Origin of the sequence: Streptantibioticus silvisoli (genome assembly GCF_027947535.2) — a bacterium.
GTDB classification, from domain to species: domain Bacteria; phylum Actinomycetota; class Actinomycetes; order Streptomycetales; family Streptomycetaceae; genus Streptantibioticus_C; species Streptantibioticus_C silvisoli.
This window is the reverse complement of the sequence record NZ_JAAGKO020000001.1, coordinates 301,150-319,748: the sequence shown is the minus strand read 5'-3', so window position 1 is coordinate 319,748 and position 18,599 is coordinate 301,150. Positions and strand designations below refer to the sequence as shown.

Below are 18,599 nucleotides of genomic sequence, written 5' to 3'. Positions count from 1 at the left end.
AGTCGGGGCTTGAGGGGGCGCTCCCTGCGGCGAAGGATGGGGCCATGACATCTGCGGCAACGCTTCGCCCTTACCGGCCCGAGGATCGGGAAGCGCTCTTCGACATCTGCGTTCGCACCGGGCACGGCGGCGGGGACTCCCGGGGGATCTACCCCGACCTGGAACTGCTGCCGAGCATTTTCGCGGCGCCGTACGCGGTCCTCGAACCGGAACTGGCTTTCGTGGTGGCGGACGGAGGGCGTACCGTCGGCTACATCGTGGGCACGGCCGACACCCCGTCCTTCGTGTCGCGCTTCCGCACCGAGTGGCTTCCGCGGCTGTCCACGCGCTATCCGGCACCCACGCAAGCACCGACCACACCGACCGAGGTGATGGTCGACCTGATGCACCGTCCGGAACGGCTACTGCTTCCGGAATTGGAGCCCTACCCGGCGCACTTGCACATCGACCTGCTGCCGAGCCATCAACGGGCCGGATTCGGGCGGAAGTTGATGGAGACGTTCCTCGCGGCGCTTCATCTCCGGGGCGTCACGGGCGTCCACCTCGGCATGGTCAGCACCAACACAGCGGCCCGTGAGTTCTACGACCGCCTCGGTTTTCACGAGATTCCCGTCCCGGACCCCGGACCGCTGACCTATCTGGGGCGCGGCACTTCCTGACCGGCTCGCCCCGCACCCTGTACTCCGTACTCCGCGCCCTGTACTCCGCACCCCGCACCCCGAGGGAACGTCCTCCGCGCCCCGGCGGAACGTCCACCGCACGCCGCCGGACATGCTCGTGGCCCACCAGTCTCCTGGTGGGCCACGAACAGGGTATGGGTCAGAGCCAGCCGAAGTGGCCGAGGACGACGCTGATGTGGGCGAAGACGGCGATAGCAACCATGATGATCTCTCCTGTAGCAATCAACTTCCCACCCCGACACCTGGGGGCCGGGAGCGCCCCTTCACGGGGGCGCACTGGATATCTGACCCGCCCCCGCCGCACCATGTGCACCACCCGTCACTCTGCACACATCATTCTGATTCATCATCAGATGATCACTCAATAGGGCTGATGAGGACGGCCACAGGGGACGAAAGGTCGGATCCCGTGGCAGCGCGGACCATGCGGCAACGGGAGTTCCGGTACGGCGGGCGCGGCGGTCGCCCGGGAGACCTTCAGCAGCTCACCCCTCCCGTGCGACGCCGTGGCCTGCGTACCTCTCCGCCTCCATCGAACCGAGCACCGGGGCCTGGCGTGCTCCTCCGCCTCGATCGAACCGGGTGCCGCGGCCGGAGGCGCCGGCGGCGGCACCCAGGGCACGCACGGTGGCGCCGCGAGGAGCCGGGCGGCCGGCGCCGAGGAGACGGCCCCCGGCGCCGACCGGAACCCGCGTGGTTCGCGCTCCCCGCCCTTTCCTGTGAACGGCTTGGTTCAGACCATTGACCCGTTCATTTCGTGCTGGCTATGGTCGGCCCGGAACCTCCACGGGCCGGTCCCGCACGCTCCCGTCACCGCCCCGTCGGTCCGCCGACAGCGGACCGGCCCACGTCGTACCGCACGAGCACCGTCTCCTGCTCCACCGACGACAAGGAGCACCACATGCGCGCCTCCGCGAAGCGGAGATCCCTGGCCACCGTGCTGGCGGCCCTCGCCCTGTCCTTCGGGCCGTTCCTGACCCAGGCCGCCCCGCAGGCCCAGGCCGCCGTGCCGAGCACCCTGCCCATGACCGTCACCAACAACTCCGGGCGGTCGGACCAGGTCTACATCTACGACATCGGCACCCTGCTCAGCACCGGTCAGCAGGGCTGGGCCGACGCCGGCGGCACGTTCCACGCCTGGCCGGCCGGCGCGAACCCGCCCACCGCCGCCCCGGACGCCTCCATCGCCGGTCCGGCCAACGGGCAGACGGCGACGATCAACATCCCGCAGTTCTCCGGCCGCATCTACTTCTCCTACGGCCAGAAGCTGGTCTTCAAGCTGGCCACCGGCGGCCTCGTCCAGCCGGCCGTCCAGAACCCGACCGACCCGAACCACAACATCCTGTTCAACTGGTCGGAGTACACGCTCAACAGCTCGGGGCTGTGGCTCAACAGCACGCAGGTCGATATGTTCTCGGCCCCCTACGCGGTCGGGGTCAAGAACACCGCCGGCACCACCCAGTCCACCGGGCACCTCAAGTCCGGCGGCTACAACGGGTTCTTCACCTCGCTCAAGGCCCAGCCGGGCGGCTGGGGCAACCTGATCCAGACCAACTCCTCCGGCACGATCCTGCGCGCCCTCGCCCCCGGCCACGGCATCGAGGCCGGCACGCTGTCCGCCTCGGCCATGAGTGACTACGTCAACCGGGTGTGGACGAAGTACAGCACCAGCAAGCTGACGGTGACGCCCTTCGCCGACCAGCCGAACACCAAGTACTTCGGCACGGTGTCCGGCAACACCATGAACTTCACCGACAGCACCGGCGCCGTCGTCACCAGCTTCCAGAAGCCGGACTCCGCCAGCATCTTCGGCTGCGACAACCTGCTGGACGCACCCAACGACCAGGTGCGCGGCCCGATCTCCCGCACGCTGTGCGCCGGCTACAACCGCTCCACCCTGCTGACGGACGCCAACCAGCCGGACACCAACTCCGCGGACTTCTACCAGGACACGGTGACCAACCAGTACGCCCGCAAGATCCACGAGCAGATGGCGGACGGCAAGGCGTACGCGTTCGCCTTCGACGACGTCGGCAACTTCGAGTCGCTGGTCAACGACGCCAACCCGACGCGCGCCTACCTCACGCTCGACCCGTTCAACTGAAGGCCGTCCCGTTAGAGGTCGTCCCGTGCCCCGGTGAGCCGGTGGGCATCCCGGTGGACCGGTGGGCGTCGAGCCGTTCGCGCCGGCGCCATCGGCTCAACGGGCCGCGCTCACCGAGCTGTTGACCGTGCGCCGTCCGTCCCGGTTCCGGCGGGCGGGGCGGGCGGTGCCGGTCGGCGGCGGGGTGCGGGCTCCCACCGCCGCACGGGCCCGGCCGCGGTTCCCCGGCGGCTACGACGTGCGCGGGCTGACCGCCTGGGACAGCGACTCGACGTACGCGGTGGCCCAGCGTTCCATCGTGGCGGTGTCGAACAGGTCCGTGGAGAAGGCCAGCAGGACCTCGATGCCGTCGGGGTCCGGCGTCAGGATCAGGAAGAGGTCGGTGGTGGTGGTGTCGAGGACGATGTCCTGGACCCGCGTCACCAGCCCCGGCAGTTCCAGCACGGGTGCGCCCTGCGTCTGCATGACCACGACCACCTGGGGGAACGGCGGCACGCCGGCCGGTTCGAGCCCCGCCCGGTCGGCCAGGACCAGGGAGAGCGGGTATTCCTGGTGGTCGAGCGCGCCGAAGAACGTGCGCGACGTCTCCTGGACCGCCTCGGCGAAGGTGCCGCCCGCTCCCCGGCCCAGGCGCAGGGCGACGTTGTTGGTGAAGGCGCCGACGACCGCCTCGTGCTCGCGGCGTACGCGGCCGGCGATGTTGCACGCGATGACGGTCTCCCGCTGGCCGGTCAGCCGGGTCAGCAGGTTGCCGAAGGCGCTCAGCAGCACGGTGAAGGACGTGGCGCCGCACTCCCTCGCCAGCGCGTCCACCTCGGCCGTCAGCTCCTGCGGAATCCGCACCGACACGTGTCCTCCGCGGCCGGACAGCCGCTGCGGGCGGGGACGGTCGTAGGGCAGGGCCAGGCTCATCGGCGCGTCCGCCAGCGCCGCGCGCCAGTAGGCCCGCAGCTGGTCCCGTCGCGTTCCGGACAGGTGTTCGCGCTGCCAGCGGCCGACGTCGGCGTAGGTGACGGCGAGCGGTACCAGCCCGGCTTCCGCCTCGGTCGGCAACCGGGGTCCGGGTACGCGCACCGCGGCCCGGTAGAACCGGCCCAGCTCACGCAACAGCACGTCCAGCCCCCACCCGTCGACGACGATGTGGTGGACCACCAGGAGCAGGACCCATTCCTGCTCGCCCTGGCGGAGCAGGACGGTACGCAGCAGCGGTGCCACGGCCAGGTCGAAGGGTTCCGCCGCGTGACGCCGCAGGTGGTCGGCGGTGGTCCGCGACCGCTCGCCGGGCGGCAGTTCGCGCAGGTCGGTGAGGGGCAGCCCGACCGGTGCGACCGGCATCACCTCCTGGACGAGTTCACGGCCGTACGCCACGAGGCGGCTGCGCAGGGCGCTCTGCCGCCCGGTCGACGCGGTCACGGCCCGGCGCAGGGCGTCCACGTCCAGCGCACCGGTGATCGCGATGCGCTGGGCCACGTTGAATCCGGCAGGTGCCGCGCTGGCCAGGCACTGGGCGTGCATGCGCCGCTGGGAGTAGGTCGCCGGGCCGCTGCTCTCCACGACCGGACCGTCCGCGAGCCATGCCAGCAGGGCGGGTTTGTGCTGCCGCAGCCGTGCCAGCAGATCGTCGCCGACGGCGTTCGGCGGGGCGTCGTAGCGCAGGCTGCCGTCCACCTGGCTGAGGCGGATGTCCAACGCCCGTACGTCACCGATGAGTTCGACGAGGTCGGCCGGCGGTTCGGTACCGATCGCACCGCCGCGGCTGTCGTTCCTCACAGCGATCCCCTCACCCGGTCCTCGGAGGCGGGCGCGGACGCGGACGCGGCGGCAACGGGTTCGGCTGCCGCCAGGTGTGCGGCGGTGGCCCGGATCGTGGGGGCCCGGTAGAAGTCCAACGCCGCCAGTTCGACGCCCAGTTCGGCCCGTATCCGGTTCAGCAGGCGGACCGCGTTCAGCGAGTGGCCGCCCAGTTCGAAGAAGGAGCGTTCGACCGCGATCCGCTCCACTGCGAGTTCGGCCGCCCACAGGTCGTGCAGCCGCTGCTCCAGCGCGGTCGCGGGCGGTGCGTCGGCGGCGTCCGAGGAGAAGTCGGGGCGGGGAAGCGCCGACCGGTCGACCTTGCCGTTGGCGCTCTTCGGCAGGGCGTCGAGGAAGACCCAGGCACGCGGGACGAGGTAGTCCGGCAGCCACCGGGCGAGTTCTGCGGTGAGCCGCTCGCGCGCGGCCCGCTCGGCACCGCCCTGCGGCACGTCGTCGTCGAGGACGGCGTAGCCGGCCAGGTAGGGCTGGTCGCCGTGATCGGTGCGGGCGATCACGGCGGCGTCGCGCACCGACGCTACGCGCAGCAGGGCCGCTTCCGCCTCGCCGGGTTCGACGCGGTGCCCGCGGATCTTCACCTGCCGGTCCGCGCGGGCGATGAACTCCAGCTCACCGTCGTTGCGGCGCCTGGCCAGGTCGCCGGTGCGGTACAGGCTCCCGGCGATCCGCCCGGCGGGGTCGGTGAGGAAGCGCTCCGCCATCAGCCCGGGCCGGTCGACGTACCCGGCCGCCAAGTGCGCGCCGCTGACGTACAGTTCGCCGACAGCGCCCACCGGCACCGGGCGCAGCGCCGCGTCGAGGACGAGGGCGCCGGTGCCGGGGACCGGTCGTCCGATCGGCGGCATCCCCGCCCGGCCGTTCTGCTCGGGCACCTCGGACCAGGTCGACGCGACGGTGTTCTCCGTCGGACCGTACAGGTTGACCAGGCGGAACGGCGCTCCCGCCGGCCGCCAGCCGCGCAGCCGGTCGCCACCGGTGAGCACCAGCCGCAGCGGGGCGTCGGCGGGCCATTCCACGGCCAGCAGCAGTTCGGCGAGCGGCGTGGTGAAGAAGGAGCTGGAGACGCGCTCGGCGAGCAGCCAGTCGCGCAGCGGCTCCGGGGAGGCGCGCACGGGATCGGGCACGGGATGCAGGCTCGCCCCTGCGGCGAGGTGGGCCCACAACTCCAGCGCGCAGGCGTCGAAGCCGGGGCTGGAGATCCAGCTCGCCCGGTCGGACGGCCCGGTGCCGAACTCCCGGTGGTGCCAGTCGACCAGGTTCGCCATCGCGCCGTGCCGGATCTCGACGCCCTTGGGCCGGCCGGTCGAACCCGAGGTGTAGAGAACGCAGATCAGGTCGTCCGGGCCGGCGCCGGCGTCCACGGGGGCCGGGTGCGGGGTCCCGGCGCCGCCGTCCACGGGGGCCGCCTCCGACGCCGGAACATCGCCCTCACCGTTCACCTCGTCCGCGTCCACGGGCGCCGGGCCCGGCGCCGAAGCATCCTCACCGGCGCCGTTCACGTCGAGCACCGTGATCCCCGTGACCGGGACCGCGGTGTGCGGGGGCGTGGTGATCAGCACCGACGCCGTGCTCTCCGTCAGCATGAAGGCCAGCCGGTCCTGCGGGTGCGCCGGGTCCAACGGCAGGTACGCCGCACCGGTGCGGACCACCGCCAGTGCGGCGACGGCGAGTTCGGGGCCGCGCGGCAGCAGGACACCGACGACGCCGCCGCGTCCGCAGCCCAACTCGCGCAGCCGGCCGGCCAGCACGGCCGCGCGTTCGTCCAACTGCCGGTAGGTGAGCGTCGTACCGTCCTGCGCCACCGCGACCGCGTCCGGCTCGGCCGCGGCCCGGCGGGCCACCCGCAGGTGCACCGGCTCGCCCGGCCGGGGCGCGTCGGGCCGGTCACCGTAGGGGGCGGCGCACTCGGTGCGGGCGAGCAACTCCCGGTCGGCGCCAGTGAGTCCGGTGAGTTCCGACAGGCGCCGGCCCGGCTCCCCCACCCCGGCGGTCAGCGTCTGCGCGAAGTACTCCAGGAACCGGCGCGCGGTCCCCTCCTCGAACAGGTCGGTGCTGTACTCGACGCGGCACCGCAGTCCGTCGTCGAGGTCGATGAGGAACAGCGCGAGGTCGAACGGCGCCTTCCGGGTGGGGAGATCGAGGACCGTGGCGCGGACACCGGGCAGTTCCAGTCCCAGCGGGGACTCGCTGTCGTGCACCATGACCACCTGCACGATCGGGGACCGGGAAGGATCGCGCGGCGGGTTCAGCTCGCGCACCAGCCTCTCGAACGGCAGTTCCTGGTGATCGTAGGCGTCCAGGGCGGTCGTGCGGACCGTGCGCAGCGCCTCCTCGAACGACGGGTCCCCGCTGAGGTCGGTGCGCAGCGCGAGGGTGTTGACGAAGAAGCCGACCTCCTCCTCCGTGCCGGCCGGGCGATTCGCCACCGGAGTGCCCACGACGAGGTCGTGGCAGCCGGTGAGGCGCTGGAGGGTGGCGTAGAAGGCGGTCAGCAGCACCATGAACGCGGTGGCGCGCCGGCGGCGTGCGAAGTCGCGGACCGACGTGGTGAGTTGGGCGTCGAGCGTGCGGTGGACGGAGGCGCCACGGCCGCTGGGCACCGGGGGCCGGGGCCGGTCGGCGGGCAGTTCCAGGGCCGGCGGGGCACCGGCCAGCCGCTGCCGCCAGTGGTCGAGGCTGAGGCGTCCCTGTTCGCTGTCGGCGGCCCGCCGCTCCCGCTCGGCGTGCCCGGCACCGCCGCCGGAACGCACCGGCAACCGGTCCGGGCGGCTCTCGCGGGCCGCGGCGTACAGCTCGTTGAGGTCATGGGTGAGGACCGCGGCCGAGACGCTGTCGAAGACGATGTGGTGCGCGGTCAGCACCAGGATGTGCCGCTTCGGGGCGAAGGACAGCAGCCGGGTGCGCAGCAGCGGCCCGTGCGCCAGGTCGAACCGGTGGGTGTTCTCCTCCCCCACCACCCGGGCCAGTGCCTCGTCCTCGTCCTGCCCGCCGAGGTGGAGCAGTTCGGGCCCGTCGAACGGCGCGTCGAGCACCACCCGGCGGGCCTGTCCGCCCGTCTCCCGGAACACCGTGCGCAGCGCCGGATGGCGTTCGACCGCACGCCGTACGGCGGTGGTCAGCGCGGCGACGTCCAACGGGCCTTCCAGCCGCACCGCCGTGCACTCGTTGTAGGAGGTGTTGCCGGGGTGGAGCCGGTCGAGGAACCACAGGCGCTGCTGGGCGAAGGTCAGCGGCTCACCCGGCGGCTCCGCCTCGGTCCGCGCCTGCGGAACGGCGGCGGGTCCGGCTGATCCGATGGATCCGGCTGATCCGATGGATCCGGTTGGTTCGGCTGATGCGACGGACCCGGCGGCGCGTTCAGCGGGATCGGCGCGTTCAGCGGGATCGGCAACGGGATCGGCGGGATCGGCGGGTTCCTGGTAGCGCCGGCGCAGTCGGTCGAGGTGGGGCAGTCCGGCGGCGGCCTGCTCGGGGGTGACGCCGAAGTCGACGAAGAAGGCGATCTCGTCCACACCGGCTCGCAGCAGCGCGTCCACCACCGGGGCGGCGCTGTCCGGGGTGCCGATCAGGGCGCGGGAGCGGCAGTAGCGTTCGTAGGCGCTCTCCAGCAGGAACTCCAGGTCGTCCTCGGGGGTGTTGTCGTAGTCGATCTCCATGCCGAGGCTGTTGCCGACCTGGCCGAACAGCGAGAGGGAGGAGCGCATGTAGCGGCTGAAGGCGGGCAGTGCCTCGGCCCGTACCCGTTCCAGGTCGTCGCCGAGGTAGCTGTGCACCAGGACCACGACGCGCCCGGCCGCCGGGTCGAGGCCGGCGGCGGCACGCTCCGAGCGGTACAGCGCGATGTTGCCGGCCAGGTCCTCCACCGACTGCGTCATCAGGTTGGTGATGACGCCGATGTCGTGGCGGGCGGCCTCGCGGTAGCTGTCCGGGTTGCCGACGATCGCGGTGTAGAACGGCGGCATCCGCTGGACCGGGCGCGGGAAGAGCCGCACCCCGGTCTCGTCACCGTGCCCGTTGCGGCCGGCCACCGCATCGCCGCGCCACAACTGCCGCACGGTGTCCAGGTGTTCGTACATCACCTGCTTGTGCCGGCCGTAGTTGTCCGGTTGGAGGACGAAGTCGTCGGGGTGCCACCCGCTGGCGCAGCCGATGCCCACCCGGCCGCCGGAGAGGTTGTCGATGACCGACCACTCCTCGGCGACGCGGATGGGGTTGTGCAGCGGCAGGACGACGCAGCCGGCGTTGATGCGGATGCCGCTGGTCTCCTGGGCGAGCGCGGCCCCCAGCACGGCGGGGTTGGGGAAGACACCGCCGAACGAGTGAAAGTGGCGCTCGGGCAGCCACACCGCGTGGAAGCCGTGCCGGTCGGCGAAGCGGGCGCCCTCCAGGACGATCCGGTACTTGTCCGCCTCATCGCCCTGGTGGGGGTAGTCGCCGAAGAAGTACAGGCTGAAGTCGGGCGAACCGGCGGCGCGGGGCCGGGCGGCGGAGGGCTGCGGTGAGGGCTGCGGGTGCGCGATCGTACGGTCCTCGACCGGCCGGGACCGCGGGAGCGGAGCCGGGGCGGGTTCGGGGGCCGGAGCCGGAGCGGGCGGCGGGGCCGGTACGGGGAGTCGGTCGGCGTACGGCGGGACAGGTCGGGGCGTTCCGGGGGCCGGGAGGAAGCCGCCGCGGCGCATGTCCCACAGCGCGTTCTTGACGGCGTGGACGAGGAACTCCACGTCCTGCCCGGTGTGCGCGGTGGACAGGAAGAAGTTGCGCCACTCCCACACGTACACCCCGCGCAGCAGCAGGTGGTGGAAGAACAGTTCGAGGTTGCCCCGGTACTCGAAGCGGAACTGGGAGCCGAAGTGCGCGATCCGCACCGGGAACTCCTCGTCGGCGAAGAACCGGTTGAGGGTGCCGACCAGGTGCTCGGTAGTCGCGTTCAGGCGCTCCTGGAGCTGCGGGCCCTGCTCCTTGAGGTGGCTGAGCACGGCTTCGGCGGCGACCATGGCCAGCGGGTGCTGGATGTACGTGCCGCCGAAGAAGGTGGTGTCGCGCGGGGGGTGGCTGTCGTCGCCGTACCTCCAGAAACCGCCGTCGACGCCGTCCATGATGTCGGCGCTCCCCGCGATCGCGCCGATCGGGTAGCCGCCGCCGATGGCCTTGCCATAGGTGGCCAGGTCCGGGGTGACGCCGAACACGCCCTGTGCGCCGCGCAGATGCGGGCGGAAGCCGGTCAGCATCTCGTCGAAGAACAGCACGATGCCGTGCCGCTGGGTCACCTCGCGCAGGGAACGCAGGAACTCCCCCGGCTGGAGACCGGGATGGCGGCTCTGGACGGGTTCGACGACCACGGCGGCCACCCGGTCCGCGATCCGCTCGATCTCCGCGAGCGACTGCGGCGCCCCGTAGTCGAGGACGACCAGGTCGGCCACGGCGTGCCCGGGGATACCGGAGGAGACCGGGATGGTCTGCCGGCGGCCGTCCTCCACCACCGCGCGGCCGAGGACGTTGTCCGCGTGGCCGTGGTACGAGCCGTCGAACACCACCACCGTGTCACGGCCGGTCGCGGCGCGTGCCAGCCGGATCGCGGCCGAGTTGGCCTCGGTGCCGGAGTTGGCGAACGCCACCCGTTCGAAGCCGGTGATGTCCGCCAGCAGGTGTGCGGCCCGGCCGGTCTCCTCGTTGCGCGGACCGAGCCGCATCCCGCCGGCCAGGTAACGCCGCACGGCCTCGGTGACGAACGGCGGCTCGTGGCCGAGGAGCAGCACCCCGAAGCCCATGGTGATGTCGACATAGCGGTTGCCGTCGGTGTCCTCCAGGTGGGCACCGAACGCGCTCCGGGCGGCCAGCGGGTAGTGCATCTCCTTCGTCGCGCTGCGGAAGCCGACCACCGCCCGGCTGTCGGCGAGCACACCGCGGTAGCGCTGAGTGAGCGCCTTGGAGCCCGCCGTACGTTCGGTCAACCGCCGCGTCAGGTCTGCCACATGGGCCTGCTGGGACGCGGTCAACGCCCCGGCCGCCATGCCGGAACCCCGGGGGACGCTCACCCGGGGGCCGTGGGCGTCCGCCGGTGCCGACGCTGGCGTGGGCGTGTGGGCGGGAGCCGGGGCAGGCGTGGCGGCCACCGGCGCCGGCGCCGGCCTGGGAGCCGGCGCGGGGGCGGCGGTGGGCGGTGTCGGGGCGGGCGGAGGGACGGCGGCCACCGGGGCGGGCGCGGGCGCCGGGGTTGACGCGGCCTCCGCCGGTGCGGGGGCAGGGGCCGCTACGGGCGCCGCCGGGATCGGTGCGGCGTCCGCCGGCGCGGGGGTGCGGCCCAGCAGCGTCAACTGGTCACGCATCAGTTGGACGAAGCCATCGACGAGTTCGAGTTGGCGCTCCACCAGGCGGCCCGTTTCCGAGGTCGCCCCGGCCGGCCCGGGCGCGGCGGGAGCGGGAGCGGGCGCGGTCGCCGGGACCGGGGACAGGGCGGGTGCCGGGGGCGGGAAGGATGCCGCTGCCGGTGTCGCTGCCTCTGCCTCTGCCGATACGGGTGCCGGCGCGGGCGCATGCGTCGGGGTCGCCGCCGGTGCGGATGCCGGGAACGGTGCCGGTACCACTGCCGGCGCCGACGCCGCTTCGCCGGCCGCGACCGGTGCGGCCCCCGCGCCAGCCATCGGCACCGGCTCAGAGGTCGGCGCCGGCCCAGGTGTCCGCGCGGGCCCGCCCAACGCCGCGGCGCGTTCCGGGCTGATCCGCTCGGCGATCAGCACGCTCAGCAGTTCGGGGGTGTCGGCGTCCTCGAACAGCTCCCGCATGGAGATGCGCACCCCGAACGCCTTCTCCAGGCGCCGGATCATGTTGATCAGCAGGAGCGAGTCGGCGCCGAGGTCGAAGAAGGCGGCCTGCGGCGTCACCTCGGCGACGTCCATCGAGAGTTGACCGGCCGTCAACTCACGTACTTCCTGGAGGATCTTCGTCGTCAGCACGTCCGGGCTCTCGTTGGTCATCGCGGAACCTCCGGCCGACGGCACGCCCGCGTCGGCGCTGATCCAGTGGGACGTGCGGTGGAAGGGGTAGGTGGGCAGCGCGGTGTGGCGGCCCGGGTCGTCGGGGAGCGCGAGGCCGTGCCAGTCCAGCGCGATCCCGCGGCAGTGCAGGCCGGCGGCGGCCCGCAGCACGCCGGCCGGGCCCGCCTCGCCGCGCGGCTGCGAGGCCGTCCAGGTCGAGGCGGGCCGCGCTCTGCGACCGATCGACGTGAGCGTCCGGTCCGGTCCGATCTCGAGGTGTACTTCGGTGCCCAGCGCCGGGAGCCGGTCGAGCACCGCCGCGAAGTCGGCGGTCTCGCGTGCCTGGCGGACGAAGTAGCCGGGGTCGGGCGCCTGACCGGCCGGCAGCACCGCACCGCCCAGGTTGCTGACCATCGGCACCTTCAGTGGCCGCAGGCTCACCTGGTCCACGTGGGTCCGCAACTCGTCCAGCGCGGGGTCCACCAGCGAGCAGTGGAAGGCGCGGTCGCCCGGCAGCCGGCGCACCGAACAGCCTGCCGCCTCCAGTCGCCGGACGGCCTCGGCCAGGTTCTCCCCGGGCCCGGCCAGCACGTGGCTGCGCTCGCCGTTGACCACCGCGACCTCGACGCCGGCCAGGCCCTCGGCGGCCCGTTCCGCGGTGTCCCGGTCGGCCAGGACCGCCGCCATCGCCCCCGGCCGGCACCGCTGTTGCAGCAACTGGCCGCGCACCGCCGTCAGATACAGGCCGTCCGCCACCGACAGGGCCCCGGCCGCGCAGAACGCCGCGTACTCGCCGACGCTGTGGCCCGCGACGTAGTCCGGGCGCACGCCCCACGACTCCCAGAGCCGGCCCAGCGCCACCTCGAAGGCGAACAGCGCCGGCTGGGCGAGGTCCGTCGTCCACTCCTTCGCCGGCGCCGCGGTGTCCTCGGCGAGCAGCCACTCGTGCAGACCCGCGCCCCACACGTCCCGGTGCAGCTGCTCGCACTCGTCCACCACCTCCCGGAACACCGGGAAACGCCGGTACAGCCCGCCGGCCATGCCGCGGCGCTGGGTGCCCTGCCCGGCATGCAGGAACACCACGGGTCCGGCCCCGGTACGGGAGACGGTGCCGCGGGCCCAGGGCGAACGGGGGTCGGCGGGAGCGTCCGCGGGCGCGGCGAGGAACCGCTCCAGGGAGCCCGCCAGTTCTCCCGCCGTACCGCCCAGGACGACCAGCCGCTCCTCGTGGTGGGTGCGCCGCAGGGCGGCCGTGGCGAACGCGTCCGCGGGCCGCGGTGCGGGTTCGGCGCGCAGCCGGTCCCGGTAGGCCGCGGCGAGCTCGGCCAGGGCCTGAGGGGTACGGGCGGACAGCAGAAGCAGCCCCGGGCCGGCGGCGGAGGTCCCCGCCGAGCGGCCGTGGGCGGGAGGCTGCGGGGCCTCCTCCAGGATCACGTGCGCGTTGGTGCCGCCGACGCCGAGCGCGCTGACGCCGGCCCGGCGCGGCGCGTCCCCGCTCTCCCAGGAGCGGCCGCGGGCCGGCAGGTAGAAGGGGCTGGTGTCGACCTCCAGCGCCGGGTTGGGCGTGCGGAACCCGGCGAGGGGCGGTATGCGGCGGTGGCGCAGCGCCAGCACCGCCTTGATCAGGCCCGCCATCCCGGCCGCGGTGTCCAGGTGCCCGATGTTGGCCTTGACCGACCCCAGGGCGCAGTAGCCCCGGCGGTCGGAACCCTCCCGGAACGCCTGGGTGAGCGCCTGGAACTCGATCGGGTCGCCCAGTTCCGTCCCGGTGCCGTGCGCCTCGACGTAGCCGATGGTGTCCGCGGAGACCCCGGCGGTCCGCAGGGCCTGGGCGATCACCCGGTGCTGGCCGGCGACCCCGGGCGCGGTGAAGCCGACCTTCGCGGCGCCGTCGTTGTTGACCGCGGAGCCCAGCAGTACGGCGTGCACGGTGTCGCCGTCCGCCAGGGCCCGGTCGAGGCGTTTGAGCAGGACGGCCGCCACCCCGTTGCCGCCCAGGGTCCCGTCGGCGGCGGCGTCGAAGGGGCGGCAGGCGCCGGTACGGGACAGGATCGACCCGGGCACATGGCGGTACCCGGTGCGCTGCGGGACGTGGACGGCCGCCGCTGCCGCCAGTGCCAGGTCGGCGTCGCCCGACAGCAGCGACTGAATGGCGAGGTGGACGGCGACCAGCGAGCTGGAGCACGCGGTCTGCACCCCGATCGCCGGGCCGCGCAGCCCCAGCCGGTACGCCACCCGGGTGGCGGCGAAGTCGGCCTGGTTGCCGATGGCCACCTGAAGCGCCGTCACCGGGTCGGTCAGGTCCTGGGTCGGCACCAGGTTGCCGAGCAGGTACGTCCGCAGCGCGTGGAGGGTCATGCCCGTCGCCGCGAAGACCGCGACGCGCGTCTCCTCGGGGACCTGCGGACAGCCGCCCTCCTCCAGCACCTGGTGGCAGGTCTGGAGCAGCAGCCGTTGCTGGGGTTCCATCAGCTCCGCCTCGCGGGCGCTGATGCCGAAGAACGCCGCGTCGAACAGGTCGGTGCCGTCCAGCGCCCCGCCCACCGGGACGTGGTCGGCCCGGGAACGCTCCTGCTCGGGCACCCCCGCGACCGCCAACTCCTGCGCGGTGAACCTGCGGACGCCCAGTTGCCCGGTGTCGACGAGCCGCCAGTAGGACTCCAGGTCCGGCGCCCCGGGGAAGCGCCCCGCCATGCCGATCACCGCGATCCGGCGGTCGGGCCCGGCGCCGTCCGCCCGTGCAGCGGCGGCCGGGGAGGGGGCGGTCGCGGCGTGCCGGGCGAGGTGATCGGCGAGTTCCGCGGCGGTGGGGTACTGGAAGAGCGCGGTGCGCGGAATCGTTCTTTCCAGTGCCCGTTCAAGGAGGGCGTGCGCCCGCATCAGCTGGAGCGAGCCGAGGCCGATCTCGTAGAACGGCCGCCGCTCGTCCACCTCGTCACCGGCCACCTCGGCGAAAGCGGCCAGCACCGACGCGCGTATCGCCGCGCGATCGGCCGCCATGACCGGGGTGCCGGTGGCCGCAGGCGGGAGCACGGTCGGCGCGGGCGGCTGCACGCCTGCCTCGGGGGACGCTCCCTTCGGATCATCGGACCGCTCGGCCGGCACCGCCACCGTCACCTCCACCTCGCGGCCGCGCAGGTCCAGCAGCGGTGGCGGATCAGCGGCGCCGGCCCCGGCCCCGCGGGCGACCACGCGTTCCAGCGCGGCGGGGCGGTCCGGTCGTACCAAGCCGCGGAGCGCGGGCGCGGTCTCGTCCAGTCCCACGAAGTAGCAGCCGGGCGGCTGGGCCAGCACCACCCGGGCGAGGCGGCGGCCCTCCGCCGGGGTCAGCCGCAGCAGGCCGCGGCGCACCGCCAGTTCCTCGTAGGGGTTGTCGCGGTTGAGGCCCACGCCGTTCCACAGCCCCCACGCGAGGCAGTGCCCCGGTACGCCGAGCACCTCCAGGTGGTCGTGGAGGGATTCCAGGAAACGATTCGCCGCGACGTACGAGGCCGACTCCACGGCGGGGGCGACGGTCAGCAGGGAGGAGAACGACACGAAGCGCGCGCCGGGCCGGCGCCGCACGAGTTCGGCCAGCCGCAGCGCCCCGACCACCTTGGCCCGCAGGGCGTCCCGCCAGCGCTGCGGCTCCTGCTGGGCGAGCAGCCCCGGCAGGTAGGCCCCCGCCAGGTGCAACACCCCGTCCAGCCGGCGGCCCCACTCCCGTTCGGCCTCCTCGACGGCGGCGGCGACCGCGGCACCGTCGCCGACGTCGACCGACCGGTAGCGCACGTCCCCACCCGCACCGGTGAGCCTGCTCAGGGAGCGGGCGGCGCCGCTGGTCGGGACCTGGTCCGCGGGACCGTCGGGCAGCACCGTGCGCCCCAGGACGAGCAGCCGCAGCCGGAAACGCCGCAGCAGCCCCGACAGCACCTCGGTCCCCACCCCGCCCAGTCCGCCGGTGACGACGTAGCAGGAGCCGTGCGCGAACAACGGCTGGACCAGCTCCCCGTGCGCCGGTGGGACGGGGGCGACCTTCACCATGCGCCTGCGGTACGGCGTTCCGCCGCGCACCGCGGTCTCCACCGCGCCGACCGCGGGGGCCGGTTCGGCGGGCGGCGCAGCCAGGTACGCCGCGAGTTCGGCCGCGTCCTGCGGCGCCGCGCCGCCCGCCAGGTCGACGTGGCGCAACTGGGCCGCGGGCCATTCCAGGGCCAGACCGGCCGCGACGGCGGCGGTGAGCGAACCGGTGCAGCCGACCGGCTCCTGACCGGTGATCCGGTGCAGGCCGCGGCTGACCGTCACCACGGACGCGGGCCGGTCCCCGCGGTGCTCGCGATGGACCTGCGCGGCGAGCACCAGGGAGGTGCCGGCCTGCGTCAGCGCGGCGTCGAGCTCGGCCGCGGGCACGTCCAGCGGGATCGGCCCGGCGTATCCCGCCAGGTGGAGCAGGACCGACGGGGTACGGGCCCGGGCGCCCAGGTCTGTCCACAGGCGGTCCCAATGGTCGCGGTCGCCGAAGTCCAGGGTGTAACGGCCCGGCACCGTGCCGCCGTACCGTTCACCGTGGGAGACGACCACGGCCGCCGCGAACGGACCACCGTCGCCCGTCAGAGCCGTGGCGAGGCCGGAGCGGTCGGCGATCACCAGCGTGCGCGCCGGATCGACGGGCACGGCCCCACCGGATCGCGGCGGAAGCGGCTCCCAGACGGCACGGTGCACCGCGTCCGGCACGGTACGGGAGGTGCCTTCCGCCAGGGCCGGCCGGCGCAGGAGGTCGTCGAAGTCACCGTCGAGGTAGCGCCGGCGGATGGCGGTGCGCTGGATCTTGCCGCTGGTGGTCCTGGGGAAGTCCGCCGCGCCGACCGGCACCACCAGCACCCCGGTCAGCTCGAAGCAGCGCGCCAGCTCGGCCCGCACCCGCCGCACCGTGCCGGCTTCACCGCCGGCGCCGTCGCGCGGCACGTGGAACACCACGAGTTGCTCGCTGCCGGTCCCGGGGGCCGGCACTCCGCACGCGGCCACCGATCCCGGGGTCACGCCGTCGACGGAACCGACCACCTGCTCGATCTCGTGGCAGAAGTAGTGGGTGCCGTTGATGATGATGACTTCCTTGCGACGGCCGGTGACCGCCACCTCACCGTCCTTGAGGAACCCCAGGTCGCCGGTGTCGAACCAGCCGTCGCCGCGCAACGCCTCGGCGGTGGCCGCCGGGTCGTCCAGGTAGCCCGGGGTCACCCTGCCGGAGGCCACCTGGAGCCTGCCGATGTGTCCCTCGGGCAGGATCCGGCCGTCCTCGTCGCAGATCCGGAACCGGGCGCCGGGCGCGGGTGCGCCCATGCTGAGGAAGGTCGTCCGCTCGGCGACCGGCACCTGCGCGCCCACCCACCGCAACGCGCCGGTCAGCGAGGACTTGCGTACCCGGTGGACGGTGTTCGGCGTGCCGAACCGCTTGTAGCTGATCGCCGTGCAGGTCTCGGCCATGCCCCAGGCGAACAGGACGCGGTCGCCGGTCATACCGAACGCGGCCGTGGCGGCGAGGAATTCCCGCACGACGGGCAGGGTGCACTGCTCACCGGCGTTCATCAGCGACCGGACGGCGGACAGGTCCCAGTGCCGGCCCGGCCGCTGCCGGAGCGCTTCGACGACCAGTTTGAAGCCGAAGTTCGGCGACCAGCTGTGGGCGGCCCGGTACCGCGCCAGCAGGTCGAGCCACAGCAGCGGATCGGCCACGACGTGGTCGGTCGGAACGTGGACGGCCGCGCATCCCAGGACGGTGTCCCGCAGGTGGAACATCAGCAGGCCGCCGACGTGGTCCAGCGGAAGCCAGTTGACGGTCGTATCGTCCGGTTCGACGCCCTGGGCGCGCGCGCCGGCCGTGTACTCCAGCACCCCGCGATGGGTGATCCGGATGACCTTGGAGTGCCCGGTGCTGCCGGAGGACAGCTGGAGCAACGCGGTGTCCGCCGGTTCGGCGCGGTGCGGCTCCGCGACCGGCGCCGCCCGTTCCAGCTCCGCCGCGTCCAGGACCCGCAGCCCCGGCATGCCGTACAGCGTCCCCATCTCCCGCAAACCGTCCACGGCGGTCCCGCAGCCGATCACCACCGGTGCCTTCAGCGTCCGCCAGGCGTGGAAGAGCTTGTCGAGGACCGCGCCCCTGGACGCGTAGTCCGGCGGGTGGGCCACGGTGACCGGCAGTACCCCGCCCAGCAGGCAGGCCCACAGCGCCGGGAAGTACTGCTCCAGGGACGGCAGTTGGAGGATGACGCGGTCCCCGGGCACCACACCGGCCGCCCGCAGGCCGCCGAGCACGCGCCGGGCCCGCTCCAGCAGGGTGCGGTAGCTGAGGAAGACGGTGCGATCGGCGCCGAGCACCAGGTGCAGTCCGCGATCCGGGCGATCCGCGGCGGTACGCAGCAGTGCCTCGGGGAGCGTCCGGGGTTCGCCGGCGCCGATGTCCAGGTCGGGGCCGCTGCTCAGGGCGAGCGGCCGTGGGCCGTCCGCTGGCTCCGGGTCGGGCGGGTCCACGTCGGCCGGCGCGGGTCCGGGGTCGGCCGGCGGCTCGGGATCGAGCCCGTCGAGGTGGAGCCGTCCGGGCTGCCGCGGCACCGGCTCCAGGGCGACCTCAGCGGAGCCGCTCCCCCACCCGCGCGCGTACTGCCGCAGCAGCGTCTCGGGGACCACCGGAATCGCGTCGAGCGCCGCCCGGTCCACGCCGCCGTTCGGCAACCGCGGCACATCGTCGACCAGCACCGGCTGGACCTGCGCTCCCTCCGCCAGCGCCGCGGCGGCGAGCCGGCGCTTGAGCCGGCCGAAGTCCGCCTGCCCGCCGGGTACGACGAAGACGGTCAGCAGCTGCGACGACGCACCGTCACCCGCGGGGAGGACCGCACAGTCAACGACGTCGCGAAGGGTCCGCAGACGTGCCTCGAGTCGGACGGTCGAGTCGCTGATGGCCATTTCACCTACTCGTGGTGGATGGGCGACGGTGCCGGTGACGCCGTGTCCGCGATGGTCGGCAGTGGTGGGTGACGTCCCACCCGCAACTGC

General features: G+C 73.6%; 4 protein-coding genes. 2 read left to right on the top strand and 2 right to left on the bottom strand.

Features of this window, described 5'->3' with window-relative positions; translation table 11 throughout:
- The first annotated feature begins 44 nt into the window (after positions 1-44).
- On the top strand, positions 45-659 hold the full coding sequence (locus POF43_RS01205; RefSeq protein WP_271321877.1) for a GNAT family N-acetyltransferase: 615 nt from the start codon (positions 45-47) through the stop codon (positions 657-659).
- Positions 660-1,581: 922 nt separating this feature from the next.
- Complete coding sequence (locus POF43_RS01200; protein ID WP_271321878.1) at positions 1,582-2,784, top strand: glycoside hydrolase family 64 protein; 1,203 nt, start codon at positions 1,582-1,584, stop codon at positions 2,782-2,784.
- A gap of 231 nt (positions 2,785-3,015) precedes the next feature.
- On the opposite strand, the gene POF43_RS01195 is transcribed toward POF43_RS01200, so the two are convergent.
- The gene (locus POF43_RS01195) at positions 3,016-4,554 is read right to left on the bottom strand and encodes a condensation domain-containing protein (RefSeq protein WP_271321879.1); all 1,539 of its coding nucleotides are present in this window, start codon (positions 4,552-4,554) and stop codon (positions 3,016-3,018) included.
- Entirely contained in the window at positions 4,551-18,509 is a 13,959-nt protein-coding gene (locus POF43_RS01190) for a non-ribosomal peptide synthetase/type I polyketide synthase (RefSeq protein ID WP_282704356.1), read from the bottom strand. The genes POF43_RS01195 and POF43_RS01190 overlap by 4 nt, the downstream gene beginning before the upstream one ends.
- Positions 18,510-18,599 lie beyond the last annotated feature (90 nt).